This window comes from Candidatus Accumulibacter phosphatis (assembly GCF_000024165.1).
GTDB classification, from domain to species: domain Bacteria; phylum Pseudomonadota; class Gammaproteobacteria; order Burkholderiales; family Rhodocyclaceae; genus Accumulibacter; species Accumulibacter phosphatis.
The window spans coordinates 206,737-231,301 of sequence record NC_013194.1 but is presented as its reverse complement, the minus strand read 5'-3'; the positions used below and the strand labels follow the sequence as shown (position 1 = coordinate 231,301).

The following is a 24,565-nucleotide window of genomic DNA, read 5'->3' as shown; positions in this document are numbered from 1 at the left end:
ACCCGTGGGCCAAGTCTGACCTTGACGATCGGCGCTTCGGCGCTAGCGACACAGAATTGAGCGGAAGTTCCTGTGCAGGGGATAGAGCCAGATATCCTTGATCGGCAGGATAGGCTTGGACGTGGGGCATTTCTTGCCGCGTCCGGTGGTTTGACCGACCTTGATCCAGTTGGCGGCCTGGTAACAGGTGCCGCGATGACGGGGAGTCTCGACAAAGGTTTCGAGGAGCACGGGGCGGTAGCCGTAGCGCGCCAGCCAGTCGTTGGGCAGTTGCCTGTGGATGATCGCGAGGATCTTCGAGGCCAAGCCCTTGGACTGGATCCAGGGCAAGATCAGAAAGCGGGCATTGTTGACCACGAGCGGCAGGTTTCTTTGCCGCTCGTCCTCCTGCCAGCCGATGAAGCGCTCGCGTGCCGCAAGCTTCCAGGCACTGGCGCCGAAGCTCAACAAGGCAACCCGATGCTCACCGGCGAAGACGAAGTAGCGGCTCTGACTACCGGCCATGGGCGTGTAGCCGAGATAGTGGTAACGGGCGATGTACTCGTTCCACAGCCGGGAGTGGGCCGAACCGGAGACTTGGCGCAAGTGGAGCGGCGGCAACTCATGCACTGGCCGCACGAGCAGCGATTGGGGATCGGTAGCGGCGGTGGCGAGATACTCGGGTTGGCGAGGGGCGCACCGTTGTGCCGCCGGCAGGGTGAGCAGGCCGTCCGCTTGCATGCGTAGCATGGCGACTCGGCAGGTCATGTCCTTCAGCTCGCCATTCGGCTTGAACCAGTCGAGGAGCGCGCACACCTGACGCGAGAGCTGCGCGCGGCTGGCACTGGGGTTGGCCTCGATCAGGTGGCGGAGGGTCTGCAGTTCGTCAAGGGTGAACTGACGCCCGCAATAAGGCTTCATGAGCTGTCGATGGGGTCGGCCGGGTCCATCGCGGCACGACGCCTCTGTGCCAGCAGGTCAGCGTCCATCGCCCAGGGCAGAAAGACACTCAGGTCCGCCGGCGGCTGGCTGCCATTCGCCGCACAGGCGTCCAGATACGCCGTCAGCCAGGTGCGGGGATTGATCCCCCACAGGCGCATCGTCATCAGCAAGCTGAACATCGTGGCCGCGAGGGCGCCCGACCACGGACTGCCGGAACCGTAGAAGTTCTTGCGCGCGACGACGGGCGTGCGTTGGTCCCGCTCGGCGACGTTGTTGTCCATCGGCACCTCGGGGTGGTCGACAAACACCGTCAAGCCGGACCAATGCTTCTGCATGCTCTGCAGCACCTTCCTGGCCGGGGCCTTGAGCGCCGGGTTCGCCCGTTCGGCCTCGCGTTGGTTCGCCATTTGCGCGACCCTTTGCCGCAAGCCGTCGTCACGTGCGGCCCACTGAACCGGATCGGCGCGCACGGCAAGGCGCGCGTCGTTCAAGAGGTAGAGCTCGCCAATCCGTTCGACCCAGGACAGGGCCCATTCCGAGAGCTCCGGATGGGCGTTGGCCAACTCGATGAAATCACGCCGTTGATGGGCCCAGCAGAAGGCCAGAAGGATCGTCCCAAGGATTCTCGCGAGCTTCTTGTAGCCCGAGTAGCGATCACAGATGACGATCCCTCCTTGGCTGGCGGACAGTTCTGCGATCGGCACCTGCGCCGATCGCGTCGGGTCAAGCACAAAGTGAATCACCGATTCGGAGTGAAACACCCACAGGTACCAGCGATGACCGATCTTCCCTTCGGTCTCGGCAAACACCATCCAGCGGGTTTCATCCGCGTGCCAGCGATTCTCGCTCTGCAGTCGGCAACGCAGCGCGTCTTCCAGCGGCTCGAATAGCGGGGCCAAGGCGCGTAGTCCGCCAGTAAGGGTTCCGGGCGAGAGCGTCAGATCGTAGTCAGACCAGTCTCGGAGTAGCCGATGAGTCGGCTGGCCGTACGAGAACTTGGAGAGCAGAAGGTGCACCCAGATCGACACCCCGTACTTGCCGCGGGCGATCAACCGCGCCGGGGGGGGTGCGCTCAGGATGCCCGGCGTCCCGGGGCACCGACAGGTCCGCCGGTAGCGCCGCCGGCGGATTACTCGCCGGTACGGCTTGACGTCTATTTCGAGAATTTCACTGTCTTCCGTGCCGGGAAAGTCGGCATAGCCGAGACCACACTCCGGGCAATGGGGGCAGTCGAGTTCGATGGTTTCGACCTGTGCCGGCAAGTGGCTTTCGAGCCTCCGTCCGTGACCGGCGACTCCCGGCCGCTGGCCTCGCGGCCTCGCCGACTTCTGGTCATTCGATGCGGCGTCCTTTTCCGTCCTCGAACGACGCTCGGACTTGCGGCCAAACAGGCGCTTTTGCAAGTCCCGGAGCTTGCCCTCGGCCTTCTCCAACTCGCTGCGCAAAGCCGCCTCACGCGCCGCCGCTTGCGCCATCGCCAGGCGATGATCAGCCTCCCGTTGCGCCAAACGGGCAAGCGCTTGTTGATGTTGACTCTTCCAGTAATTGGCCTCGGAACGGAGCTTGATCTCCGCTTCCTTGCTCAGCGTCACCATCACCTGGGCAAACGGCGTCGGCTTGCCGTTGCTTGTCGATGGTCCTGCGTACGAGATGTCCGATCCAGAGCCCATACGTCGAAGTCTACCCAAACTCGGCTTCTGTGTCCAGCCCTCCGCCATCTGCTCAGTCGCCGACTATCGGCCGCCACCTCCGACTACGGGTTCACCGAATACTTACAACCGCTTGAATGGTCCACGTATAAGCTGTTGATTCGTAACGGTGCAATTTCATGAACTCGTGGACTTCGGCGTCCAGCGGTGAGCGAGGCCGGAGAGAAGAATGGCCAGGAGAGAGTGAAAACGGCCGAATTTCCGCGCCCGTGGGAAACGACGAAGTCCACAGGAACCCGCACGAACCCGCGCCAGCACGCGGGAGTAGGCAAAAAAAGACCAACCCGATGAGGGGTTGGTCTTCTTGTTTGGTGGGCCCGCAGGGACTTGAACCCTGGACCAAAGGATTATGCTTACCACTACGGCTTTCGTCGCCTCGGGTGAGTTTGTGGTCTGGACTATACCTTCCCGTTACAGGCTGGCCGTCTAGTCTCTACACCTTTCCCCTTCCTGCAGGGGACTTGGCTCGGTATTGGCTTGTCCTGATGGAGTTAGCGTTCACCGAATTTGACCAGTTCTACCCGCCACCAGACCGAATCTGATCACGGGCAACCCTTGAGGCCAACCCGACATCCGACGATGTGCGGGATGACCTCGCTAAGTCCTCTGCTCTGACCAACTGAGCTACAGGCCCGGGAATGTATTCTACAGGCTTACCGCCCGATCGGCAGCATTCAAGGCCGCAGGTGCAAAGCAGCATTCGGGGCTCCGCCCTCGCCTTCCCGACCTTGGGAGTCGCCGCCGCAGAGCACCGACTCGTCGGACGCGTCAGACACCAGCGCCGGCTGCGGGCATCACGTTGGCCTCGGCGAGACAGTGTTCGATGCGGACCATCGTCTGAGCGATATCTTCGTCGAGGCCGATCGAAAAACGGATCAGTCCGTCGCTCAGGCCCGCGGCCGCGCGCTCGTCGAGCGGGATCTCGGACGACGTGCTGTGGCCGGGCGTCGTGAACAGCGTCTTGAAGTAGCCGAGGCTCACCGCCAGGTAGCCGACCTTGTCGCGCTGCAGCAGCGTCATCAGGCGATTGGCGGCAGCATGGTTGCCGGCGTCGAGCGTCAGCATTCCGCCCCAGCCATAGCCGTGGTTCATCAGCCGCGCCAGGAGTGCGTGGTGGGGATGACTGGCCAGCCCCGGGTAGTGCACCGGGTAGCCCAACGTTTCGAGCCGGCTCGCCAGATAGAGCGCATTGGCACCGTGCTGGCGCAGACGCACGTGCAGGCTATGCAGGTTCTTCAGGATGCTCGCGGCGCGCGTGCTGTCGAGTACCGGACCGAGGAGCATGCTCGGGCCGGCATTGATGTCGTTCAGTCGGGCGATGAATTCGCGCGACGAAACGACGCAACCGGCGACGCAGTCGCTGGTGCCGTTGACGAACTTGGTCAGGCTATGCACGACGACGTCCGCACCGTGACGGAGTGGCGACAGAATCATCGGCGTGAAGGTGTTGTCGACCACCAGTCGCGCGCCGCCGGCATGCGCGATGGCTGCAAGAGCTGGCAGGTCGCTGACTTCCAGCAGCGGATTGCTCAGCGATTCACAGTACACGACGCGCGTACGCGGGGTCATCGCCGCGCGCACGGCATCGTGGTCGCAGAGGTCAACGAAGCGGGTGTTCACGCCGAAGCGCGGCAGCAGATTCTTGAGCAAGGCATAGGTGCCTCCGTAGATGCTGCGACCGCAGACGATCTCGTCGCCGGCGCCGCACAGCGTCATCAGCGTGGTGCTGATCGCGCCCATCCCCGACGCCATGACCTGCGCGGATTCACCGTCTTCCATCCGCTCCAGCGCGCTGGCCAGATACTTGTTGGTCGGGTTGAAATGGCGTGAGTAGAGGAAGCAGCCCTCGATCTCGTGTTCGAACAGCTCCGCCATTCGCTCCGGACTCAGGAAGGTGTAGGTCGACGAGTCGGTGATCGATGGGTTGACGTCGCCGAACTCGCCGAACACCAGATAATCCTGAACGCGTGATGCGGGATTGAAAGCCATGCGGTTGTCCTCCGACGGGTGCTGGGAACATCGAACGTAGCACGTACGAACCCGCGATGGCAAAGCCATCCCGGCGGCGCTCGCGGCCGGCTGCAGCGTGCGCGCGTCGGCTCACCTGCCCGCCTGGGGTCTGCTCGTAACCCCGAAAGGGAAAGCGCACGGCAGAAAATGCTTGACCCCGCTGCCGGTTTTATTTATGTATGTGTGCTGGCCCCGTGGCGGGCCGACGCCGCCTCGCCCAGGGGCGGCAGGCACCGGCAGCCGTCCCCGCCAGAACCAGGAAATCACAACAATGAAAAGAGATCTGCGTTTCCATATCGCCGTCCTCCCCGGGGATGGAATCGGCCCCGAGATCGTCGCGTCCAGCCTGCACGTTCTCGAGGTCCTCAACGAGCGCATGGGCGGTATCGGCTTCGATTTCTGGCATCTCGAAGGGGGCGCGGCGCATTACCAGAAGACCGGTACGGCTTTCTCCGATGAGAACATGGCTGCGTGCAAGAAGGCCGATGCCGTGCTGCTCGGTGCGATTGGCCTGCCGCATGTCCGCTACTCCGATGGCACGGAGGTCACCACCCAGCTGGATCTGCGCGTCGAGATGGACCTGTACGCCGGGCTGCGTCCGATCCGCAGCTACCCGAGCCTGCCGCGGGTGCTGGTCGACAAGCGCGCCTCCCAGATCGACCTCGTCCTCGTTCGTGAACAGACCGAAGGGATCCTCTACTCGCGTTGTCGCGGCACGATCGAGGACGACCGCGTCGCCTGGGAGACGATGATGATTTCGCGCAACGGCACCAGCCGGGTTTCCGAGTTTGCCTTCCGCGTCGCCGAGCGGCGCGCCAAGAGCCGGCGACGACCGGGCAAGGTACTGTGTGTCGACAGATCCAACGCGCTAACCTCGATGGCCTTCTTCCGGCGGATTTTCGGCGAGGTGGCTGAACGTCATCCGTCCGTCTCGGCGGACTATGCCTACGTTGACACGACCGCAATGAAGCTGGTCAAGTCGCCCTGGGAGTTCGACGTGCTGGTCACCGAGAATGCCTTCGGCGGCATCCTCTCCGACCTTGCCGCGGGTGTCGTCGGCAGCCTGGGTCTCGCGCCATCGGCGGACATCGGCGAAAAACACGCTGTCTTCCAGCCTGCGCACGGCAGCGCACCACATATTGCCGGTCAGGGTCTGGCCAACCCGGTGGCGCAGATTCTCTCGGTGGCATTGATGCTCGACTGGCTGGCCGACCAGCACGGCGAACCGCGCCTCGCGCATGGCGCGCGCATCCTCGAGCACGCCGTCGAAAAGGCGCTGACCGTCGTTTGCCCGGTCGAATTCGGTGGCAAGGATGGCACGGCGGCGATCACCAAGGCGATCATCGCCCAGATCCGGAAATCCTGATCGCGAGCCAGACAACGCACGGCCGATGGCCACGCGGCGGCGGCCGTCGTTCGTCATCGGCAGTGTGTTGCGCAGCACGGACCGTTAGAATGGCGCCTGCCGAAAAGAACCAGGACCGATGACATGAATGCCAAGCCAACACCCAGTACCGCCGATGCACTGTTGCTTCCTGCCGTCGAATGCCGCACCGGGGACTCGCCGCAGTGCGCGATCATCTGGCTGCACGGGCTGGGTGCCGACGGACATGACTTCGAGCCGATTGTCGACGAGTTCGATTTCGACCAGTTGCCGGCAATCCGCTTCGTCTTTCCGCATGCACCCATGCGGGCGGTGACGATCAACGGCGGCTACGTGATGCGCGCCTGGTACGACATCGTGTCGCCGGATTTCGCGCCGGGGCGTGAGGAGGCCGAGGGTGTACGCCAGTCGGCCGAGCAGATCGAAGCGCTGATCGCCCGCGAGAACGCCCGCGGCATCCCCGACGGACGCATCGTTTTGGCCGGGTTTTCGCAAGGCGGAGTGATCGCCCTGCATACGGGTTTGCGCCACCCTCAGCGACTGGCAGGCGTCCTCGCGCTATCGTGCTATCTGCCGCTGGTCGATACGCTGCCTGCGGAAGCGCATCCCGCCAATCGCGACGTGCCGATCTTCATGGCGCACGGACGTAACGACCCGGTCATACCTTACGATTTCGGCAAGCGCTCGGCCAAGCTGCTCAAGGTGCAGGGCTACGCCCTGCAGTGGCACGGCTACGCCGCTGAACATACCGTATGCATGGAGGAGTTGCGGGACATCGAGGGCTGGTTGCAGCAGATCCTCGCCGCCGCCTGCTGAGCCGGCGGCCATCCTCCTGATCCAGGTCCTCGACGGCTGCCCCCGAAGTGACTACACTTCCATCAAATCCTTATTTGCGATGGGGGAACTGTCATGCGCCGGGTCGTCTTCAATCAGAAGGGAGGGGTGGGCAAGTCGACCATCGCCTGCAACCTTGCCGCCATTGCGGCGGCACGCGGACGAAGGACCTTGCTGATTGATCTCGATTCGCAAGCCAATGCTTCCCGCTATGTGCTCGGCAAGGCGCTGGACGAACAGAAGAAGACGCTTGCCCACTACTTCGACGATATCCTCGGCTATCGCCTGTTTCCCGAGGCGCTCGATGCCTACGTGATTCACACGCCTTTCGCGAATCTTGACGTGCTGCCGTCGGACTCCCGCCTCGAGGAACTGCAGGTCAAGCTCGAATCCCGCTACAAGATGTACAAACTGCGCGAATCGCTGGACAAGCTTGCCGGCTACGACGAGATCTTCATCGATACACCACCGGCGCTCAATTTCTTCACCCGCTCGGCACTGATCGCCGCCGACACCTGCCTGATCCCGTTCGATTGCGACGATTTCTCGCGCCGTGCGCTGTACACGCTGATGGACAACGTGCGCGAGATTCAGGCAGACCACAACCGTGCCCTGCGTGTCGAAGGCATCGTCGTCAACCACTATCAGGCGCGGGCCAACCTGCCGCTGCGTCTGGTCGATGAACTGCGCGGCGAGGGACTGCCGATCCTCGACGCTTTTCTGTCGGCGTCGATCAAGATTCGCGAGTCGCACCATCAGGCGCTGCCGATGATCCACCTCGATCCGCGGCACAAGCTGACCGGCGAGTTCGCTGCCCTCTACGACCTGTTGTCGCAGTGAGCAGCGGCGGCGTCGGCAGTGGCGTTCGCCGGCAGTCGATGCTGTCGATGCCGCCGATGCGCGCGATCAGCGCAGCCAGCCCGACGAGGTGTATGATTTCCCCTTGTCATTGATCCTGGGGAGATGGGGATGCCTGCTGTGCGGCGGTGCCTGCGCCTGTTGGCGACGATTCTCTTGTGGCTCGGCTGTGGTGCGCTGGCAGCCGCGCCGGCGGCTACGCCGGGCAAGGGCCAGGTGGCGCTGGTCGTCGGCATCGGCGCCTATCAGAATGCGCCGCCGCTACCCAACCCGCCGAAGGACGCGCGCGCGCTCGCCGACTCGCTGAAGAAACTCGGCTTCCAGGTGGAACTGGCCATCGATCCGGACAAGACGCGTCTGGAACAGGCAGTCAAGCGCTTTGGCGACCAGTTGCAGGGGGCCAAGGTAGGCTTGTTCTTCTACGCCGGTCATGGCCTCCAGGTCAGCGGACGCAATTACCTGGTGCCGGCGGATGCCAAGATCGACAACGAGCGCTCGCTGCCTTTCGCCGCCGTCGATGCCGACCTGGTCTTGACGCAGATGGAAACGTCAACCCCGATCAGTCTCGTTTTCCTCGACGCCTGCCGCGACAACCCCTTTTCGCGTTCCCTGGCACGCAGTATGGGAACACGTTCCGCTGCCGTCGGTCGTGGCCTGGCCCAGATCGCCGCCGGGGAGGGCTCGCTGATCGTCTTCGCCACCCAACCGGGCAATGTCGCCGAGGACGGCAAGGCCGACCACAGCCCATTCACCGAAGCGCTGCTGAAGAACCTGGCGGCGCCGGGACTGGAAGTGCGGCAGATGCTCACTCGGGTGCGCCAGCAGGTGAAGGAGCAGACCAACGGCAAGCAGATACCCTGGGACCATTCGTCGCTGACTCAGGATTACTATTTCCTCGGACCCACCACGGTGGTCGTCCAGCCGCAGGCGGCGCCGGCCGCCCAGCCGAAAGCGGCGGGCGTCGATCCGATGGCGGTGCAGCTTTCGCTCTGGGAATCTGTACGGACCAGCCAGGATCCAGCGGATTTCGAGGACTACCTCAAGCAGTACCCGGACGGCAAGTTCGCGGCCATTGCCCGACGTCGCGTAGCGGCGCTGAAGACCGCCTCGTTGAAGGAGCGCGAGCCGGCCGCCAAGGAGCCGGCGGCGCAGCCGCAGCCGCCACCGGCGCGGCCGGCGGCACCGGTCGAGCGCCAACCGGCCAAGGCCTCGCCCGCGCCGCCGGTTGCCGCCCCCGATGCGCAGGCGCAGGCGGCGTTTGACGTCATGATGCAGGGCACCGCCACCAACCTCACCGTCGGTACCACCGCTCAGGTGCAGTTTCAGCTGCGTCGCTCCGGCAGCGGCGTCACCGCCGCCATCCGCGTCTTCCCACCCCTATACGCGACCGGCGTCCTGCAGGGCCAGTACCAGGGGGGTCAGTGCCTGATGCAGGGATGGATGAATGAAGGCTTCCTGCTGAAAATGGCCGGCGCGTGCTCGGCGGGCAGTTTCTCGGGCCAGTACCAGGCCGAAAGCCCGGGTCTGGTCCAGCAAGGCGTGTTCCGGCTGCAATCGCGGGCGACCAACTGAACCCGCCTGCCGGGGATTTGCTATCCTTGGCCGATGAACGAACGCGAGGCCCTGCTGACCACTGCGCTGCGCGTGGTGGAAACGGTTGACCGGGACGGCCACCTGTGGACCGACGAGGACCGCGCGTGGGCCAGCCACGCGGCGGCCGAAGTCGTCGGCGAAGGGGCGAGTCCGGCCGCCTTCGTCGCCCGCCGCGCCGGCCTGGCCTTCGAGCGTTTGCGTAGCCGCGACCAGGCTTTCGTTGCCGCCGTCGACGGACTCGGCTGGCGTCCCTGGATCGGCACGGCAGTGATCGTCCTGGCGTTTCTGGCCGGCGTCGTCATCGACCACCTCGGGGGTGGGCAACGCATCAATCTGTTGGCGCCGCCGATCCTCGGGCTGCTCGTGTGGAACCTGACGGTATACCTGTTGATCGTCGTCGGCTGGCTGCGCCACCAGCTTGGCCAAGCGCCGGCCTGGAGCACCGTGCGGCGTATTCTCGTGCGCTGGGCGACGGGTAGGGACGGCTGGCTGCGTCAGCGCGGGATGCACCTGCCGGCGTCGGTGCTGGCCCGCCTGATCAGCGACTGGAGTACCGTCGCGGCGCCTCTCTATGCCTCGCGGGCCACGCGCATACTCCACCTTGCTGCCGCACTGTTTGCGGTCGGCGTCGTCGCCGGCTTCTATCTCCGCGGCCTCGCCTTCGAGTACCGCGCCGGCTGGGAAAGCACCTTTCTCGGCAGCGAGGCCGTTCATCGGCTGCTCGCGCTGATGCTGGCGCCCGGCGTGTGGCTCACCGGCCAACCCCTGCCGGATGTCGAGGCGCTGGCGGCCATCCGTTTCGGCGTCTCGCCGCCCACGGAAAACGCAGCGCTCTGGCTGCATCGCCTGGCGGCGACGATCGTCATCGTGGTGGTGGCTCCACGGCTCCTTCTGGCGCTGCTCAACGCCCTGATCGAACGACAGCGATCGGCAGACCTGATCGACCGTTTCGACGACCCCTATTTCCAACGCCTGTTGCGCGGCTACCGGTCGACACCGCTGAACCTGACGGTCATTCCGTACAGCTACCACCCGCTGCCGGCCGCACTGGCCGGGCTGCAGCGCGTGCTCGCGCGCATCTTCGGCAGCAGCGCCGCGATGCTCTGCACGCCGCCGGTGAGTTATGGCGAAGAGGACGCGCCGCCGAGCGCCGCCCGACTCGACGGCAATTCCCCGGTGTTCGCCCTGTTCAGCCTGGCGGCTACACCGGAGAACGAAACGCAGGGCGCCTTCGTGCGCGCGCTGCGGTCCTTCGCGAGCGGGGCGCCAGTGCTCCTGCTCGTCGATGAAGGCCCGTGGCGCGCCCGTTTCGCCGCCGACGAGCGGCGACTCGCCGAGCGTCGGTCGGCATGGCGGGCGCAATTTGCCGACCTCGCCCTGGTGCCGATATTTCTTGATCTGACGACACCTGACCTGGCCGCTGCACAGAGCGAGATTGAACGTCGCCTCGAGGCTGCCGGATGAATACCGATCGCATCTCCCTGTCGCTGATTTCGCACACCAATGCCGGCAAGACGACGCTCGCGCGCACCCTGCTCGGGCGCGATGTCGGCGAGGTGCGCGACGCGCCGCACGTCACCCTCGAGGCCACCGGCCATTCCCTGATCAGCACGCCGGAAGGCGATGAACTGCTGCTCTGGGACACCCCGGGATTCGGCGACAGCGCCCGCCTGGCCAGGCGTCTGCAGCAGCAAGGCAACCCCATCGGCTGGTTCCTGGCGCAGGTCTGGGATCGTTTCCGCGATCGCGCGTTCTGGCTCTCGCAGCAGGCGGTGCGCAACGTGCGCGAACAGGCTGACGTCGTGCTGTACCTGGTGAACGCGTCCGAGGAACCGGCGGACGTGGGCTACCTGGCGCCCGAACTTGCCGTTCTCGAATGGATCGGCAAACCGGTCATCGTGCTGCTCAACCAGACCGGCCGTCCGCGTCCCGGCGACGAAGAGGCAGCCGATCGGGAGCGTTGGCATGGAGCGCTGGCCGGCTATCGATTCGTCCGTGCGGTGCTGCCACTGGATGCCTTCGCCCGCTGCTGGGTGCAGGAGATCACCTTGTTGCGCGCCGTCGGCGGCGTCCTGCCGGTTGAGCGCACAGCCGCCTACGGACGCCTCGTCGCCGCCTGGCAAGTGCGGCGGGAAGCCCAGTTCGACGCGGCGATGGCGCTGCTCGCGGAAACCCTGGCACGCGCCGTGGCGGACTGCGAGACGCTGCCGGAGAAGCGGCTGCAGGGCGCGTTGCGCGATCTTGGCCGCGCCATCGGCGTCGGCCGCGACGACGGCGGTGGCGATCAGGCGCGTGCCGTGCAGGCACTCGCCGCGCGCCTGGACGCGAACCTGCGGGCGAGTATGGACCGCCTGCTCGCCATCCACGAACTCGAGGGCCAGGCGGGAAGCGAGTTGCTCGGCAGGATGGCGCGGACAGTGACATTGGCCGCACCGGTCAACGCCGGCAAGGCCGCGCTGATGGGTGGCGCGCTGTCCGGCGCCCTGACCGGACTGGGTGCCGACCTGATGGCCGGCGGACTCACCTTTGGTGCCGGCCTGCTCACCGGTGCCGTCCTGGGTGCGCTCGGTGGTGCCGGCATGGCGCGCGGCGTAAACCGCGCACGCGGCCGGCTCGGCACCACCTTGCGTTGGGACGATGCGTTCCTCAGCGAACTGGTCGTCGCTCTGCTACTGCGTTATCTCGCCGTCGCTCATTACGGCCGTGGGCGCGGCGAATGGCACGAAACCGAGTACCCGTCGTTCTGGCAAGCGCTGGTCACCGGCGTCGTCGCCGAGAACGCCGCCGCACTGGTCATGGTGTGGGACGGCCGTGCGGCCGATTCGTCCACCGCCGCTATCGCCCGGCATGCGCGGCCGCTGCTCGCGCAAGTCGCACGCACCATCCTCGCGCGGCTGTACCCGGATTCGTTCTGATTTCGCGATTGACGACGCTCGCTGCGGACTCCTATCCTATACTGCCTGCCGTGCCGCACCACAAACAGTCCGGGGTGACCGATGCCGGGGACAGCGAGGCGAGAGTCGACGCCGTCGTCACTGACCGCGGCTTGCGGCAAGAAGTACCGGCGCATCGGGCGCTGGTGATTTGCCGGACGGACCGCGAGCGCGCAAGGAGGCGGCGGGGGGCCATTGCCGGTTTTCGCAACCAGGACTTACGGAGGTGACATAGCATGGCCATTCCCCTTTACGACGTCAGCGTTTCATCGTTTCTGCAGGTGCTCGGAGCCGTCTCGGGCTTTCTCGACAAGGGCGCGAGTCATTGCCGGGAGACAGGCACCGATCCGAACGACATCGTCGAGATGCGCCTGTACCCGGACATGCTGCCGTTCCGCTTTCAGATCATCTCGGTGGCACACCACTCGAAAGGCGCCATCGACGGCGTGCAATCCGGGGTGTTCGCGCCGCCGACCGGCATGGCGGACCAGGACTACGCCGCGCTGCAGGCCATCGTCGCCGACGCGCGTTCGGCACTGGAAAAGCTCACGCGGGAAACGGTCGACGCGATGCAGGGCAAGGAGGTCGTGTTCAAGTTCGGCGAACGCAGCATACCCTTTACCGCCGAGGGCTTTCTGATGTCGTTCTCGCTGCCCAACCTGCATTTCCACGCCACTACCGCGTACGACATGCTGCGCATGCGGGGCGTGCCGCTCAGCAAGCGCGACTATCTCGGCCGGATGCAGATCAAGAGCTGACGCGAAAACGACTGCGACTGCCCGACCGTAATCGGCATGCCGGTTCGGCGACCACACCGACCGGCGTCACCACTGCCAAGCCCTGGTTGGCCCAGGGCCGGAAACGAAGCGGGGGCTCCGCCAGGACCCCCCGCCTTACCGACACCAGCTACCGGTCAATAGACGATCGCCTGCCCGCGGTTGGTGGCATTGCCTTCCAGTTGCGGGGTTTGTGCAAAACCGCTCTTCATCAGCGCCCGCATCTTGGCGATCACCGCCTTGCGCGAAAGCTTGTTCTGGGTATCGCGCATCACCTTCACGAAATAGTAGGTGAAGGCACCGTTGTAGCGACCATTGAAGTAGGCGTCGGCACTCGTCTGGTTGGCCTTGCAGCCCGTCCACAGAACGTGGTGCGCCCCGGCGACGGCCGCCTTGCTGGCCTCGGCGGCCCCCTTCTTGGCACTGCCCGCGGGCGGGCGGTCGAGCGCGAAGCCACGCATCTTGGCCGTCTTCTGCTCGAATTCATGGTCGGGCGGAGCGATGTAACGGGCTCTCGGCGCATGCAGGCCGAACTCGGCTCCGCGCAGACCGGTACCGCTGTGGCAGGTATCGAGGTAGACCTCCAGCAGAACGTTGGCCGGCAGTTGCACGAAAAGATCGTGGAATTCGTCGTCACTGATGATACGGGCGGGGTCCCAGGCGCCGTTCTTCTCGGCGATGTCATGCGGCACGAAGGCCTCGTCCTTGCCGTCCGGCTCGTCGCCGCTGGTGTCGTTCATCTGGGTGCCGTGCGATGAAAGGCTGAACACGAGATAGTTGAGCTTGCCGGCCTTCGCGTCGGCGACCATGGCGTTGAGTCTGGCCATGATGTTGGCCTTGGTTGCCTGGGCATCGGTGAGCGTGCTCATCTCGGTGGTCTTGAATCCCAGCAGGTCCTTGTAGAGAGCCGCCATGTCCTTGGCGTCATTGACGCAGCCGTTGAGGGTGAACTGCGAGTAGTTCGCAAACTTGTTGATGCCCACAAAAAGGGCTTTCTTGCCAGCCATGTCTCGTCTCCTTTCAATGACGCAGCAAAAGAGAACCGCGATGGTGCTGCGTCCACCGCTGCCGCATTATGCGGCGATCATCAGGGGGTCGCAATGGGCGATGAACGGCGCCGCGCAGCGGGTTGCCGCGAGTCCAACGCCAAGCGATCGCGAAAGAAAGCGACAGTGCTCGATCCGGCGTCTGCTTACCACCCCCCAAGACCGCTTACGATAGCCGTCGGAGTGTGGTGTGACCGTATAGCCTCGCACATCGTGCAAGGGGAACACAGTCGTAACGGCGGTCCCTGCATGCCGAACTTCACGGAGCCAGATGACGTCGCCTACCCCAAATCTCAACTGTGCCGATTCAAGAACGAGGTTGTTGTCGTAGTAGAGAGCTGGGGAACTCAGCTCGGGCTCTAAATGGCGCAGCGATGGCGGCACAGGGTGATCGAGCGATTGAGCTGAACGCTACTTCACTATTACCTTCATTACTTTCATTTGTCTTAGATGCTTTGAAGTCAAGCCAGCATCGAGCAGGCTAGCCTTTTCCACGCCTAACGCATATCCTTATACACAACTTTAGCATCTCGTTGTAAGCTGCCGATTTTTTTGAGAAGGTGGCAGAATGGGCTGGGCTGGGGAGGAGCTGAAGGAAGTTGACTTGGGGGACCGACGACTGAACAAGCGAGCGATCACGTTGTTGGACACGCTGGCGGCCAAACCGACACCGAGTATCCCGTCGGCGTGTTCGGGCTGGTCGGAGACGATTGCGGCCTACCGCTTCCTGGACAATGATGCCGTCACGTGGGAGGGCATCCTGAGACCTCATTGGTCGTGCTCGCGGACGCGGATCGCCTGCCACAAGGTCGTGCTGATGCTGCAGGACACGACCGAACTGGACTTCAACGGGCAAAGCATCGACGGCTTGGGCCCCTTGAGCTATGAAGCTCAGCGCGGTCTGTACGTGCATCCGACGTACGCAGTGAGTACGGATCGCGAGCCCTTGGGGGTTCTGGATGCGTGGATGTGGGCGCGCGAGCCGAAAGACGCCAACGGCCAGCGCCCAGGGATCAAAGAGAGCACGCGCTGGGTCGAGGGCTATGAACGAGTGGCCGAGTTGGCGGCGGAGTTGCCGGACACCCGGCTGGTCTACGTCGCCGACCGCGAGTCCGACATGATCGAACTGATGGCCCGTGCCGGCGAATTGGAGACCCCGGCCGACTGGTTGCTGCGTGCCCAGCACGATCGAGCGCTGCCCGACGGCCAGAAGCTGTGGCAAACGGTGACGTCTGGTGAGGAACTCGGCGGAATCTCTTTCACCCTGCCGGCGAGAGATGGCCAGAAAGCTCGCGTAGTGCGCCAGCAACTTTGGGCGCGCGTCGTTGATCTTCCGCATGGCAAGAACAAAACGATCCGAGCTACCTGTGTGGTGGCCAAGGAGATCGACCCCCCTGCCGGCAGCACCCCGGTTGAGTGGCGCCTGCTGACCAATCGCACCGCCGAGACGCTCGCCGAGGTGGCGGAGCTGATTGACTGGTATCGCGCGCGCTGGGAGATCGAGATCCTCTTCCACATCCTCAAGAACGGCTGCCGGATCGAGTCCCTGCAATTGCGCACGATCGACGGCCTGCAACGCGCCATCGCGCTGTACCTCATCGTTTCCTGGCGCATCGCGATGCTGATGCGATTCGGCCGGACGTGTCCAGACTTGCCAGCCGACTTGTTCTTCGACCAAGATGAATGGCATGCCGCCTATCTCCTCAACAAAAAGAAACCTCCGGCTGACCCACCAACTCTCAACCAGGTCCTGCGATTGGTGGCCATGCTCGGCGGTTTCCTGGCGCGCAAAGGCGACGGCGAGCCAGGCGTCAAAACCATCTGGATCGGGTTGCAGCGCGTCATGGACTTCGTCGTCGGCCTCCAGTTCATGCGTGAGGCGGCCCCGGGGTGAGTTGTGTATAAGGATATGCGCCTAACGCCCTAAAGGCGTCAAGAGTAATCCCCGTAGCGGCAGTCTCCGCCGGGGCTACGTGTTACGTCCCGCGATATCTGGAACTCTTCAACCCGAGCCATTCGAGGTTGAGATGATGGCAAAGTCCCACGCTGACGCCGGAAGAAGAGGTTCCGGCGTCAGCGTGGGACGAGAGGGCTAGAAGGGCTCGCCTGGAGGTATTCTCCAAGGGGCTTCGGGATCGTAGAGGTTCATCTGACGGCTGCGGTGGCGGCGAAGCTGGACGAGGTAGCGGGCCTCACAAGCAGCGGCGAGTTGGTGAAGGAACTCGCTGATCGCCGCCGCACTTTCGTCGGAGAGGCCGTCGGGGAAGAGGGAGTGAGGGCGGCGTTTCATCGCAACTCCTCGATAGCCGCTTGCAGCAGATCGTCGGGCAAATGATTGAGTGCGCGCGGCACCGCCAGACGCATGGCGGTGCGCAGGATGCGCCCGGCGTGGCGCGGCAGGCCCTTGCTGGCTTGGCGCAGGAGTTCCAGGCCGGAATCGGTGAGCAGGGTATGCGCACACCCGGCGCTCTTGAGGGCATGGCCGACGAGTTGCGCAAAGCGCTCGCGTTCGAGCACCGGTCGCAGATGCACGCGTGCCTGGATGCGGCCGGCGAGTGCGGCGTAAGACGCCCGTTCGAGGGTTTGGGCGAGGATCGGGTGACCGACCAGCCAGACAGTGATGAGATCGCGCGAATCGAAGGCGAAGTTGAGAAAAGCGGGGAAATCGCGGAAGAATTCGGGTGGCAGATTCTGCGCCTCGTCGAGGATCCAGACCGGCAGAAGTTGCTTGGCGTCGGCCAGATGATGGATATGCGCCTTGATGTCGCGCCACAGTTGGGCGCGACGATAACTCGGCTGAAGGCCGAGGGATTGGGCCAGGCACCGGTAAAGGTCTGCCCGTCCGAAATCGGTCTCGGCATGGTAGATGACTTGGTAGCGATGCGGATTGAGCTTGGCGGTCACGAGGCGCAAGGCGGCCGTCTTGCCCACGCCGGCCTCGCCGGTCAGCAGGCCGAGGCCCGGCGATTGCAGAAGCCACTGGAAGCGCTCGGCGAGTTGCGCCAGCGCACCGTCATCCCACAGCTCGGCGGCGTCCTTGCCCAGAGGCGGATGGCGCAGACCAAAGTGTTGCAGATACATCTTCAGTCTCCTTTGCGGTCGTAATACTGACGATAGGTGAGTTCGATCAGATTCGGGCCAGACGGCGAGGCGGGAGCGGCGTCTGTCGGGTCGGATTTATTTCGTTGGCGATCGAGATTGCCCAGGGCATCGAGCGGGGTCGCGGCGCCGATCCCCTTGCCGTGCTCGTCCTCGACCTCGATGACCGCCCCGCTATGCGGATCGACGACCAGACACACCGTCTTGCCGGAGAGTTCGAAAGGCACTTCGAAGCGCGCCCCCTGATACGACACCGTGCCATCCTTCCTGACTCGACGGCTGACGCGATACCGGAACAAGGCATCGAGCTGCGCGGCCAGCGCTCCCAGCGAACGAATCTTCGACAAATCCTGCTGGTAGCGCGCGAGCGGCGTCATCCCGTCGAGGCCGGCATGCGGCGTATGGTGATAGACCCGCTCCAGCCAGGCCCAGAGACGCGCATTGAGGTCCTCGAAACTGTTGATGTGGCGCTCGTCGAGTTCCGACAGGAACTGGTCGCGGCAGGTCCGGTGCCAGCGCTCCAACTTGCCCTTGCCCTCGGGCGCATAGGGCCGGCAATAGATCAGGTGAATGCCCAGGCGGGCGCAGATCCCCTGCAGGGTCTCAGCGCGGTAGGCCGCGCCGTTATCGACGACGAGCTTGATCGGGATGCCTCGCTTCAGCAGCGCCTGCTTGAGCACCCCTTCGATGTCGAGCGCCGTTTCGCCGGGGCAGAAAGCGCTGTGAGCCACCAGACGTGAGGCATCGTCGAACAGCGAGACGAGATACCCCTTGACGAGCTTGCCCTCGTGAGGCACGCGGGGACCGTGCATCACATCGCCATACCAGATGGCGCCCGCGGAAGCGGCGACGAAGCTGCGCTTCTCCTCGGGCAGGCTGGCCGAGCCGCTGATCCGCGACAGGCCGTGCTGTTGCAGCAGCCGGTGGACCGTCGAGCGCGACAGGCTGCCGCGAGCCACCGTTCCGGTGGCTTCGAGCAACTGGCGAATCTGACGGATCGAGCGGCGCGGGTTGTCGCGCTTCGCGGCAAGGATCGCGGTCTGAATGGCTTGCGATAGCTTCGATTGCCCGCGGTCGATACGGGTCTTGGGTGTCAGGCCATCGATGCCCTGGGCAAGGTAAGTGTAATACCAGCCCTGAATCGTCTTCTCGGCAACATGGCGCCGACGCGTGCCGGGAATGGTGTATTCGCGCTCGGCCAGGGCGCGGATGGTCTGCTGCAATTCGCCGTGATCCAGCCGTTCCCGGCTGGTCAGCGAACCCAGGACGGACAGGCGAAACAAGGCGATCGGATTGATTCGATTCATGACGACTCCTCGGGGTGAATGGGAGTCGTCATCAAAACAAAAGGGCCGAAATAATGCCACGAGCAAACTGTGTGGGGACCCCGCCCGGGCGGGGTCCCCACCGTCCGCCACTCGCTCGGTGTCAGGAAATCATGGGACGCTCATCTCTTGATCGAGCCAGAACATGGCCCGCGGCAGACCCAGGCTGTTGAACACCTGGTGCCAAAAGCCGTGCGTGTCAACGGCCCGGCCGAGTTCGGCAAAGCGCACGCGCAGGTGAAACACAAAGTCCTTTCCCCGCTCCTGCAACCAGTTCCACCAGCGCGCGCCCGTGTGCCGGTCAGGTGGACCGCCGGGGTGCTCTGCCGCGCCGTTCAGCCGCTGCTGCAGGACTTGCTGTTGCACCGACCAGTCATACCAGCGTCGCGGTGCGATACATTCCGGCAGGCGCGAACACGTGCGTCGGCATCCGGCACAACGGTAGCGAAGGATGGGGATCGGGTTGAGCCGTGGCGGCACGGCTCGGCGGTCGGCCTTTCGCTCATAGTGACCATGCTGATGGACCACTCCCAGCCCGCAGTGCGGGCACGACTTCGGTCGATACACTTCAGCGGCCTTTTGAGTCGTCTCAACGTGCTGCTCAAGCGTGGTGATGCCGGCTACAATTCGTTGCATGGGCTGGGCTCTTTTCTATCTCGGTCGTCTCGATAACTTCCCACGATAGCAGAGGTGTTCCAGCCCTTCTCCGTCCTTCTTCATTCCGCCTTCGCTCAGGAGATCCTTCGATCTTCCTGCTCAAAGTACGCGCGATATTCAAAGCCCTTCAATCCCGTTTAGGGGCGGACGTAACACTACGTTTGAAAGCTGTTTGGCTGCGGATATAGCGAGAACCTTGACATCCTCAACCGACTGCGTCTTAACAAGCTGAGCCAGCCTTGCGCCAATGCTCCCAACCTATCAGAACCTTGTCATACTCCACTTTTGTAAGCGTGTGATAAATGTGGTTTTTGGGTGAATTTCCTGGGGTATGACCGGTTTGGTTTTATCTGGACGAGGTTCTTGATGAGTTCGTTGAAGACCGAGGTGATGTTGTCGAGGGCGTCGCGGCCTTGGAGGAGCCAGCGTCCGAGTGTACGCTTGATGCGCGAGAAGGTGTCGCCGCGGTTGATGAAGTAACTTGCGCGGGTGTTGGGATCGAGGGATTCGCTGGCGGCATGGACGGCCAGGGCATTGATGTTGTCGCAGAGGATTTTAGCGCCGAAGTCTTGTCGTGCGGCCAACCAGGACATGCCCGACAGATGCTCCAGGGCCAGACGGTGCTTGATCCGTTTGAAGGCTTCCTCAATTCTCCACCGCGAGTGATAGAGCGCCCCGAATTCGGCAGCGGGATAGGCGTCGAGGTCGAGGAGCGAGGTCACGAGGACACGCACCTTGTGGCCGAAGACCTGGCGAATCAGGCGCACCTCACAAGGCGTGGCGGCAATTTCGTAGTCCAGCGCATCCTGTTTGCAGGGAGCGGGCAGCCTGACGATTTGCTCGGCCAGGCCGGATCGGCGGAAGGCTTGAATAGCGCTGAAATTGAGGCTGTCCGCTCGCATGCAGAAGTGCCGCCCGCGCTGCAACAAGGCGGCGAAGAGCCAGTAGGCTGGGTAACCGCGGTCGAGCACCAGAATGTCCTTGGAACGGAGTTTATCGAGATGTTCGAAGAGCATCTGACGCTCGCCGACGTCAGGAGAATACAGCGTGGCCGCCAGGGTCATTTCGATCCCGGGCAGATACAGTGCGAAGCCAATGGCGTCGACCACGTGGCGAACAAATGGCCTGCCGTCACGGGTCTTGCCGAACAAAGTCAGGCGCAGGACCGTGGCATCGCCGGCGACGACCCGCAGACCGCGCCAGAGGGGAAAGCCGAACTGCGTATCGACCAAGGCGAGGAAGTGATCGTTGAGAAGCTCGAAGGCGGTGGCCGACACCTGCTTTCGGGCTTTGGCAAAGGCTTGTGCGGAGACTTCTCGCAGCAGGTCGGCGCGGTTCGCCAGATTGGCGAAGAACGCGTCGAGTTCAGACTGCACTTTCGACGTGTATCCGCCGAGCAGGCAGGCGATCAGGCGGGGAAAACTGAGGAAGCCCGTTCGCGAGAAAGCTTTCGTCGAAAGACGCGCATCAAGGAAAAAAGCTTGGGAAACAAGATACTTGGAAAACGAGTCAACGACGTTGACATAAAGATCGCGGCATATAAAATTTTACATCCGTATCAAGGGGATACCCACTTTGCCTTGTCCTCGCCCGGCGCGCAACCGGTTTCTCGGCGGGTTCCTGAATTTATGCTAATCGCGTGTTAGGTTGGGAGCATTGGCGGTGTCAGCCATTCTGTGAGCAGATCAATGACACCAAAACGCTTCAAGGCGATAACCACCACCAGTGACAGCACTAGCATGGGGATGGCCCCAACAGCAATTTTGAAGGCCTCGGCACCGGCCCGATTGATGACGTCAAGCACGCCCTTGGCACTGTCCGCTGATTGGTGTGGAAGTGTTTCATCGACCACTCCCTCTGCTGCAGAGAGGTGGCGGCCGAACAGATAGTATGTCGCTGACGCTGCTGCCAACCCTCCGACCAGAGAAAATGCCAAAGTTGTGCCAAAGTTCAGACCCATCGTCATCATTGGAAACGCTGCATTGGCTTGTGACATCGAGAAAACCATTGCCAAGGTGGCTGCAATATGACGATCTGAAGCGCCGCGTTGTTCCATCATGGTCAAGGTTGCAATTGGGGCAGCGAAACTGACAAAATTTATTTGTAGTGCAGCGAAAACACCCAATCCGCCAAGCCCGAAGGGTCTCAACGCCGGCGCCAGTCGTTGAGCCAACCAGTCGAGCATGCCTTGGGCCTCGAGCATACGCATCAGGGTGAGCATGACCACCATGACCGGCAACAGGACGAAGAAAGCAAGCTCAACGGCAGAACGGCCAGCCTTGAGGATGATGTCGATCAAGATTTCCATTGCCTGATACGCCTCGCTGCGGTTGCCTCCGCAGGCAGTAATGAAGAAAGCAAAGAGGCAGATTGGATGATGGCCTCCCAGTTCCACTCACTGTTATCGTGATCATGTGGTTGCCAAAATGCCTCGGCAACCTCCGTCGCCTTCGCCGATCCCGCAGTGACCGGAGTGCTCACGGTGACTTTGCGATATGAATGCGGTTTTCTCTCATAGTCCCGAAAAGAGCCTTGAATGACTCTTGGTGGCCGGCATCAGCCGTTCACTTCGGCCGACCAACGCGATCGCACGCAGCACCAAACCGTGCAACGAGGTCTCAACTGCGCGTTCCCATTATCACAGAATCTCGCTCGCCCGTTGCGCGTACGCTGCGTCGGCGCCGAGCACACGACCCTGCCCCATCCCGTCGCGCACCTGCGCAATCGGCACGGCGCGCCCACGCGCCACCACCTTGGTAAAGCTGGTGTAGTAGTCATCCACCCGCGACTGCATCAAGCCCTGCGCCTCCTCGTCGAGCGGCGCACACGGATTGCCCTCGACCTTGTACTTGCCGGCCGAGATCAACGTGGGCTTCACGCCCCCGGCAGCAAACGCCTGCGAGTAGTCGAAATACGCCTGCCAGACGGCGATCGAGCCGACCTCGCCACCCGGCGCGACGTAGAACTCCGACGCCGAGCAGCCGATCCAGTACGACCCACTGGCAGCGAGGCGGTTGGCAATTGCCACCATCGGCTTCTGCACCCGGGCACTGGTAACCTCGTCCGCCAACGCGGACGCCCCATAGACGCCGTCGCCCGGACTATCGATGTCGATCAGGATCTGACGACCGAGTCATCCGCCAGCGGCTGGCCCAACACAGACGCAAACTGCTGCGTGCGGACGCTGCCCGGCCCCGACACGTCGTCGACCATGTTGCCACGCTGAGTGACGACGCCATACAAGGGCAGGACGGCGATCCCACCGCTGGAGACCGCGGTGGCCGCCTCCCGGCGCGCTTCGCGCACCGCGCGGTAGGCAGCGATTGATGCGACCACCTCCCCGCCAAACGGCCGTCCTGGATGCGGCTCTGGTAGTACGACGAGCGGCCAGCCGCGTCGCTGCGCATCAGGTTGGCCAAGCCGAACTCGACTGCCAGATCGTCGCCGTCGAACAGCAACTCCGCCTCGAGGCTCGCCTCCCAACGCTCCGCCCAAGACGTCATCGTGTGCATCTCGAATTCCAGACTCTGCTGCTCAATGTTCGAGAAGGTCGCGCGATCGAGATCCGCGATGATGTGCGGCGGCACGCGGAACAGCCGCGCGATGTCGGTGATCCGGAACTTGCGCAGTTCGAGAAACTGCGCGTCCCGGTCGGTCACCCGATAGCGGTAGTCACCCGAGGGGGTGAGTTCCATCCGGATCCGGTCCGGGTGGATCGGCACCAGTTTGACAATCTCACGCCGGCCGTTGGCGACGATCCGGTTGTAGGCGTTGCCCCTCAACGCCAGGTGGCCCTGCAGCATCTCGCGCCACTCATACGGGTTCTGGTACCGGTTCGGACGTTTCGCGAACAAGCGATACAACCAGTGATCCGTCACCCGGTCCTTGCCGCCATCGGCGCGCTGCCGGTAGAACACGAACGGCAACGAGGCCATCGTCTCGGCCAGGATGCGCACGCTGGCGTACACCGCCGCCAGGCGCAGGGCGTTGTCCGCCGAGACACGCATGCCACTGGACGTGCGCACGGAGACCAGTTCGAACCAGAAGTCCCCCCATTCAGAGCGGTCGGAACTCGACGCCCGCAGGCGGTTCAAGAAGCTCAAGAAGCCCATCAGAGCATCACCAGTTCGTAGAGCAGGCGTGGAGTTGACTGACTGTCGGCTGCCGGGGATACTCCGCCGGGTGCCGTTGCGTTTCCAAAGCTTCCTCTTGCCGTCCTTCACGGTTGCACAAGTCGATGCCCAAATCCTTTCTGCATCAGCGTCGCCGGCTTGTCGGGCGACTGAGCATGCACTCTGCCACCCTCGTCCTGGGCCTGGCCGCCCTCGCCGCTTGTGGCCGCGAGCCGGCAAAGCCGGCGCCACCGCCGCTCGAAGTGACGACGCTGACGATCGAGGTGCGCGACGTGCCGGTGTCGGCCGAATACGTGGCGCAAACGCAGAGTTCGCAGGCCGTCAATATCCAGGCGCGCGTTTCCGGCTTCCTCGACAAGCGTGTGTACACCGAGGGCGCGGTGGTGAAGGCCGGCCAGTTGCTGTTCCAGATCGATCCCAAGCCGTTCCAGGTGCAGGTCGATGGCGCGGCAGCGGCATTGCAGCGCAACCAGGCGTCGCTGCAGGTGGCGACCGCCAATCTCAAGCGCACCAAGCCGCTGGTCGAGCAGGACGCCCTGTCGCAGAAAGACCTCGACGACGCGCAGGGCCAGTACGAGCAGGCTGGCGCCGCCGTCGCGCAGTCGAAGGCGCAACTGGAGTCGGCAAAGCTCGATCTCTCGTACACCAGGATCACTTCGCCGGTCGCCGGCGTGACGAGTTTCGCCGCCGTCGCCGAAGGCACCTATGTCAGTTCGCAGAACAGCCAGTTGACGACCGTCTCGGTGCTCACGCCGATGTGGGTGAACTTCAGCATCTCCGAGAACGAAGTCGAGCGCATTCGCAACAACATCAGGAAAGGGCTGCTCAAGCTGCCCGCCGACAACAAGCTGGTGGTCGAGATCGAACTGGGTGGCGGGAATCTGTTTCCCCATACCGGCAAAATCACCTTTACCGACCCCTCGTACAATTCGCAGACCGGCACCTTCCTGATCCGTGCGACGGTCGATAACCCGGACGGGCTGCTGCGCCCCAACCAGTACGTGCGGGCGCGACTGCAGGGCGCGCTGCGGCCGAATGCCATCCTGATCCCCCAGCGTGCCGTGCAGCAGGGAGCTCAGGGTCATTTCGTCTGGCTGGTCAACAAGGAGGGCAAGGCCGAGCAGCGGCCGATCGTCGTCGGCGACTGGTACCGCGAGCACTGGTTCGTCAGCGAGGGACTGCAGGCTGGCGATCAGCTCGTCGTCGATGGCGGCATGCGCCTGTCGTCGGGGGCAACGGTGACGGTGAAACCGCCTGCGCCCAGACCGGCGGCGGCCGGTTCCTGAG

20 protein-coding genes and 1 pseudogene are annotated in these 24,565 nt (G+C 63.6%); 9 read left to right on the top strand and 12 right to left on the bottom strand.

What is annotated here, in order from left to right; all coding sequences use genetic code 11:
* Positions 1–42 precede the first annotated feature (42 nt).
* The 3 genes from CAP2UW1_RS00960 to CAP2UW1_RS00950 all read right to left on the bottom strand — a co-directional run bounded on the left by CAP2UW1_RS00960 (position 43) and on the right by CAP2UW1_RS00950 (position 4,619).
* On the bottom strand, positions 43–900 hold the full coding sequence (locus tag CAP2UW1_RS00960) for a DUF4338 domain-containing protein (protein ID WP_012806997.1): 858 nt from the start codon (positions 898–900) through the stop codon (positions 43–45).
* Positions 897–2,591: an IS66 family transposase gene (tnpC, locus tag CAP2UW1_RS00955; protein WP_012806996.1), complete on the bottom strand. Its 1,695-nt coding sequence runs from the start codon at positions 2,589–2,591 to the stop codon at positions 897–899. Before tnpC ends, CAP2UW1_RS00960 begins: the two co-directional genes overlap by 4 nt.
* 807 nt (positions 2,592–3,398) lie before the next feature.
* Positions 3,399–4,619 (bottom strand): aminotransferase class I/II-fold pyridoxal phosphate-dependent enzyme, encoded by a 1,221-nt coding sequence (locus tag CAP2UW1_RS00950; protein WP_012806995.1) that lies wholly within the window; start codon positions 4,617–4,619, stop codon positions 3,399–3,401.
* A 292-nt stretch (positions 4,620–4,911) separates the two neighbouring features.
* Here CAP2UW1_RS00950 and CAP2UW1_RS00945 point away from each other — a divergent pair, with 292 nt between their 5' ends.
* From CAP2UW1_RS00945 to CAP2UW1_RS00915, 7 genes are all read left to right on the top strand, one after another.
* Positions 4,912–6,006, top strand: a complete 1,095-nt coding sequence (locus CAP2UW1_RS00945) for an isocitrate/isopropylmalate dehydrogenase family protein (protein ID WP_012806994.1) — start codon at positions 4,912–4,914, stop codon at positions 6,004–6,006.
* Between the two features lie 123 nt (positions 6,007–6,129).
* Positions 6,130–6,840: an alpha/beta hydrolase gene (locus CAP2UW1_RS00940; protein WP_012806993.1), complete on the top strand. Its 711-nt coding sequence runs from the start codon at positions 6,130–6,132 to the stop codon at positions 6,838–6,840.
* Positions 6,841–6,933: 93 nt separating this feature from the next.
* Positions 6,934–7,698, top strand: a complete 765-nt coding sequence (locus CAP2UW1_RS00935) for a ParA family protein (RefSeq protein ID WP_012806992.1) — start codon at positions 6,934–6,936, stop codon at positions 7,696–7,698.
* Positions 7,699–7,827: 129 nt separating this feature from the next.
* Entirely contained in the window at positions 7,828–9,288 is a 1,461-nt protein-coding gene (locus tag CAP2UW1_RS00930; RefSeq protein ID WP_012806991.1) for a caspase family protein, read from the top strand.
* Positions 9,289–9,321: 33 nt separating this feature from the next.
* Positions 9,322–10,773 (top strand): DUF2868 domain-containing protein, encoded by a 1,452-nt coding sequence (locus CAP2UW1_RS00925; RefSeq protein ID WP_012806990.1) that lies wholly within the window; start codon positions 9,322–9,324, stop codon positions 10,771–10,773.
* Positions 10,770–12,224, top strand: coding sequence for a DUF3482 domain-containing protein (locus CAP2UW1_RS00920; protein ID WP_012806989.1), 1,455 nt, complete (start codon positions 10,770–10,772; stop codon positions 12,222–12,224). The genes CAP2UW1_RS00925 and CAP2UW1_RS00920 overlap by 4 nt, the downstream gene beginning before the upstream one ends.
* A 254-nt stretch (positions 12,225–12,478) precedes the next feature.
* The gene (locus tag CAP2UW1_RS00915) at positions 12,479–13,000 is read left to right on the top strand and encodes a DUF1993 domain-containing protein (protein WP_012806988.1); all 522 of its coding nucleotides are present in this window, start codon (positions 12,479–12,481) and stop codon (positions 12,998–13,000) included.
* Positions 13,001–13,155: 155 nt separating this feature from the next.
* Here the strand turns inward: CAP2UW1_RS00915 and CAP2UW1_RS00910 are convergent, their stop codons facing one another.
* Positions 13,156–14,025 carry a caspase family protein gene (locus CAP2UW1_RS00910; RefSeq protein ID WP_012806987.1) on the bottom strand — a complete coding sequence of 290 codons (870 nt, stop codon included), beginning with the start codon at positions 14,023–14,025 and terminating at the stop codon, positions 13,156–13,158.
* 607 nt (positions 14,026–14,632) lie between these two features.
* On the opposite strand from CAP2UW1_RS00910, the gene CAP2UW1_RS00905 reads away from it, so the two are divergent.
* Positions 14,633–15,958 (top strand): IS4 family transposase, encoded by a 1,326-nt coding sequence (locus CAP2UW1_RS00905; protein ID WP_012806986.1) that lies wholly within the window; start codon positions 14,633–14,635, stop codon positions 15,956–15,958.
* Positions 15,959–16,156: 198 nt separating this feature from the next.
* Here CAP2UW1_RS00905 and CAP2UW1_RS00900 read toward each other — a convergent pair whose 3' ends face one another.
* The 8 genes and pseudogenes from CAP2UW1_RS00900 to CAP2UW1_RS23435 all read right to left on the bottom strand — a co-directional run bounded on the left by CAP2UW1_RS00900 (position 16,157) and on the right by CAP2UW1_RS23435 (position 23,368).
* The gene (locus CAP2UW1_RS00900) at positions 16,157–16,354 is read right to left on the bottom strand and encodes a hypothetical protein (RefSeq protein WP_012806121.1); all 198 of its coding nucleotides are present in this window, start codon (positions 16,352–16,354) and stop codon (positions 16,157–16,159) included.
* Positions 16,351–17,145: an ExeA family protein gene (locus CAP2UW1_RS00895; protein WP_012806122.1), complete on the bottom strand. Its 795-nt coding sequence runs from the start codon at positions 17,143–17,145 to the stop codon at positions 16,351–16,353. Before CAP2UW1_RS00895 ends, CAP2UW1_RS00900 begins: the two co-directional genes overlap by 4 nt.
* A gap of 2 nt (positions 17,146–17,147) precedes the next feature.
* On the bottom strand, positions 17,148–18,470 hold the full coding sequence (locus CAP2UW1_RS00890; RefSeq protein ID WP_012806985.1) for a DDE-type integrase/transposase/recombinase: 1,323 nt from the start codon (positions 18,468–18,470) through the stop codon (positions 17,148–17,150).
* A 129-nt stretch (positions 18,471–18,599) separates the two neighbouring features.
* The gene (locus tag CAP2UW1_RS00885) at positions 18,600–19,124 is read right to left on the bottom strand and encodes a DUF6431 domain-containing protein (RefSeq protein WP_012806124.1); all 525 of its coding nucleotides are present in this window, start codon (positions 19,122–19,124) and stop codon (positions 18,600–18,602) included.
* Between the two features lie 293 nt (positions 19,125–19,417).
* Positions 19,418–20,686, bottom strand: a complete 1,269-nt coding sequence (locus tag CAP2UW1_RS00880; RefSeq protein WP_081444076.1) for an IS4 family transposase — start codon at positions 20,684–20,686, stop codon at positions 19,418–19,420.
* Between the two features lie 119 nt (positions 20,687–20,805).
* Positions 20,806–21,453: pseudogene (locus CAP2UW1_RS00875) on the bottom strand (nucleoside recognition domain-containing protein); the annotation flags it as partial.
* A gap of 330 nt (positions 21,454–21,783) precedes the next feature.
* Positions 21,784–22,215 (bottom strand): S49 family peptidase, encoded by a 432-nt coding sequence (locus CAP2UW1_RS23440; protein ID WP_199931541.1) that lies wholly within the window; start codon positions 22,213–22,215, stop codon positions 21,784–21,786.
* Between the two features lie 31 nt (positions 22,216–22,246).
* Entirely contained in the window at positions 22,247–23,368 is a 1,122-nt protein-coding gene (locus CAP2UW1_RS23435; protein ID WP_199931540.1) for a phage portal protein, read from the bottom strand.
* Positions 23,369–23,433: 65 nt separating this feature from the next.
* Between CAP2UW1_RS23435 and CAP2UW1_RS00860 the strand changes: the two genes are divergently transcribed.
* Complete coding sequence (locus tag CAP2UW1_RS00860; RefSeq protein ID WP_012806981.1) at positions 23,434–24,564, top strand: efflux RND transporter periplasmic adaptor subunit; 1,131 nt, start codon at positions 23,434–23,436, stop codon at positions 24,562–24,564.
* Position 24,565: the final 1 nt, after the last annotated feature.

Coding starts and splice junctions, on each gene's coding strand:
- CAP2UW1_RS00895 (WP_012806122.1), bottom strand. CDS start 17,145: ATGTATCTGCAACACTTTGGTCTGCGCCATCCGCCTCTGGGCAAGGAC.
- CAP2UW1_RS00915 (WP_012806988.1), top strand. CDS start 12,479: ATGGCCATTCCCCTTTACGACGTCAGCGTTTCATCGTTTCTGCAGGTG.
- CAP2UW1_RS00950 (WP_012806995.1), bottom strand. CDS start 4,619: ATGGCTTTCAATCCCGCATCACGCGTTCAGGATTATCTGGTGTTCGGC.
- CAP2UW1_RS00935 (WP_012806992.1), top strand. CDS start 6,934: ATGCGCCGGGTCGTCTTCAATCAGAAGGGAGGGGTGGGCAAGTCGACC.
- CAP2UW1_RS00925 (WP_012806990.1), top strand. CDS start 9,322: ATGAACGAACGCGAGGCCCTGCTGACCACTGCGCTGCGCGTGGTGGAA.
- CAP2UW1_RS00905 (WP_012806986.1), top strand. CDS start 14,633: ATGGGCTGGGCTGGGGAGGAGCTGAAGGAAGTTGACTTGGGGGACCGA.
- CAP2UW1_RS00960 (WP_012806997.1), bottom strand. CDS start 900: ATGAAGCCTTATTGCGGGCGTCAGTTCACCCTTGACGAACTGCAGACC.
- CAP2UW1_RS00890 (WP_012806985.1), bottom strand. CDS start 18,470: ATGAATCGAATCAATCCGATCGCCTTGTTTCGCCTGTCCGTCCTGGGT.
- CAP2UW1_RS00920 (WP_012806989.1), top strand. CDS start 10,770: ATGAATACCGATCGCATCTCCCTGTCGCTGATTTCGCACACCAATGCC.
- tnpC (WP_012806996.1), bottom strand. CDS start 2,591: ATGGGCTCTGGATCGGACATCTCGTACGCAGGACCATCGACAAGCAAC.
- CAP2UW1_RS00940 (WP_012806993.1), top strand. CDS start 6,130: ATGAATGCCAAGCCAACACCCAGTACCGCCGATGCACTGTTGCTTCCT.
- CAP2UW1_RS00900 (WP_012806121.1), bottom strand. CDS start 16,354: ATGAAACGCCGCCCTCACTCCCTCTTCCCCGACGGCCTCTCCGACGAA.
- CAP2UW1_RS00910 (WP_012806987.1), bottom strand. CDS start 14,025: ATGGCTGGCAAGAAAGCCCTTTTTGTGGGCATCAACAAGTTTGCGAAC.
- CAP2UW1_RS00930 (WP_012806991.1), top strand. CDS start 7,828: ATGCCTGCTGTGCGGCGGTGCCTGCGCCTGTTGGCGACGATTCTCTTG.
- CAP2UW1_RS00945 (WP_012806994.1), top strand. CDS start 4,912: ATGAAAAGAGATCTGCGTTTCCATATCGCCGTCCTCCCCGGGGATGGA.
- CAP2UW1_RS00860 (WP_012806981.1), top strand. CDS start 23,434: ATGCACTCTGCCACCCTCGTCCTGGGCCTGGCCGCCCTCGCCGCTTGT.
- CAP2UW1_RS00885 (WP_012806124.1), bottom strand. CDS start 19,124: ATGCAACGAATTGTAGCCGGCATCACCACGCTTGAGCAGCACGTTGAG.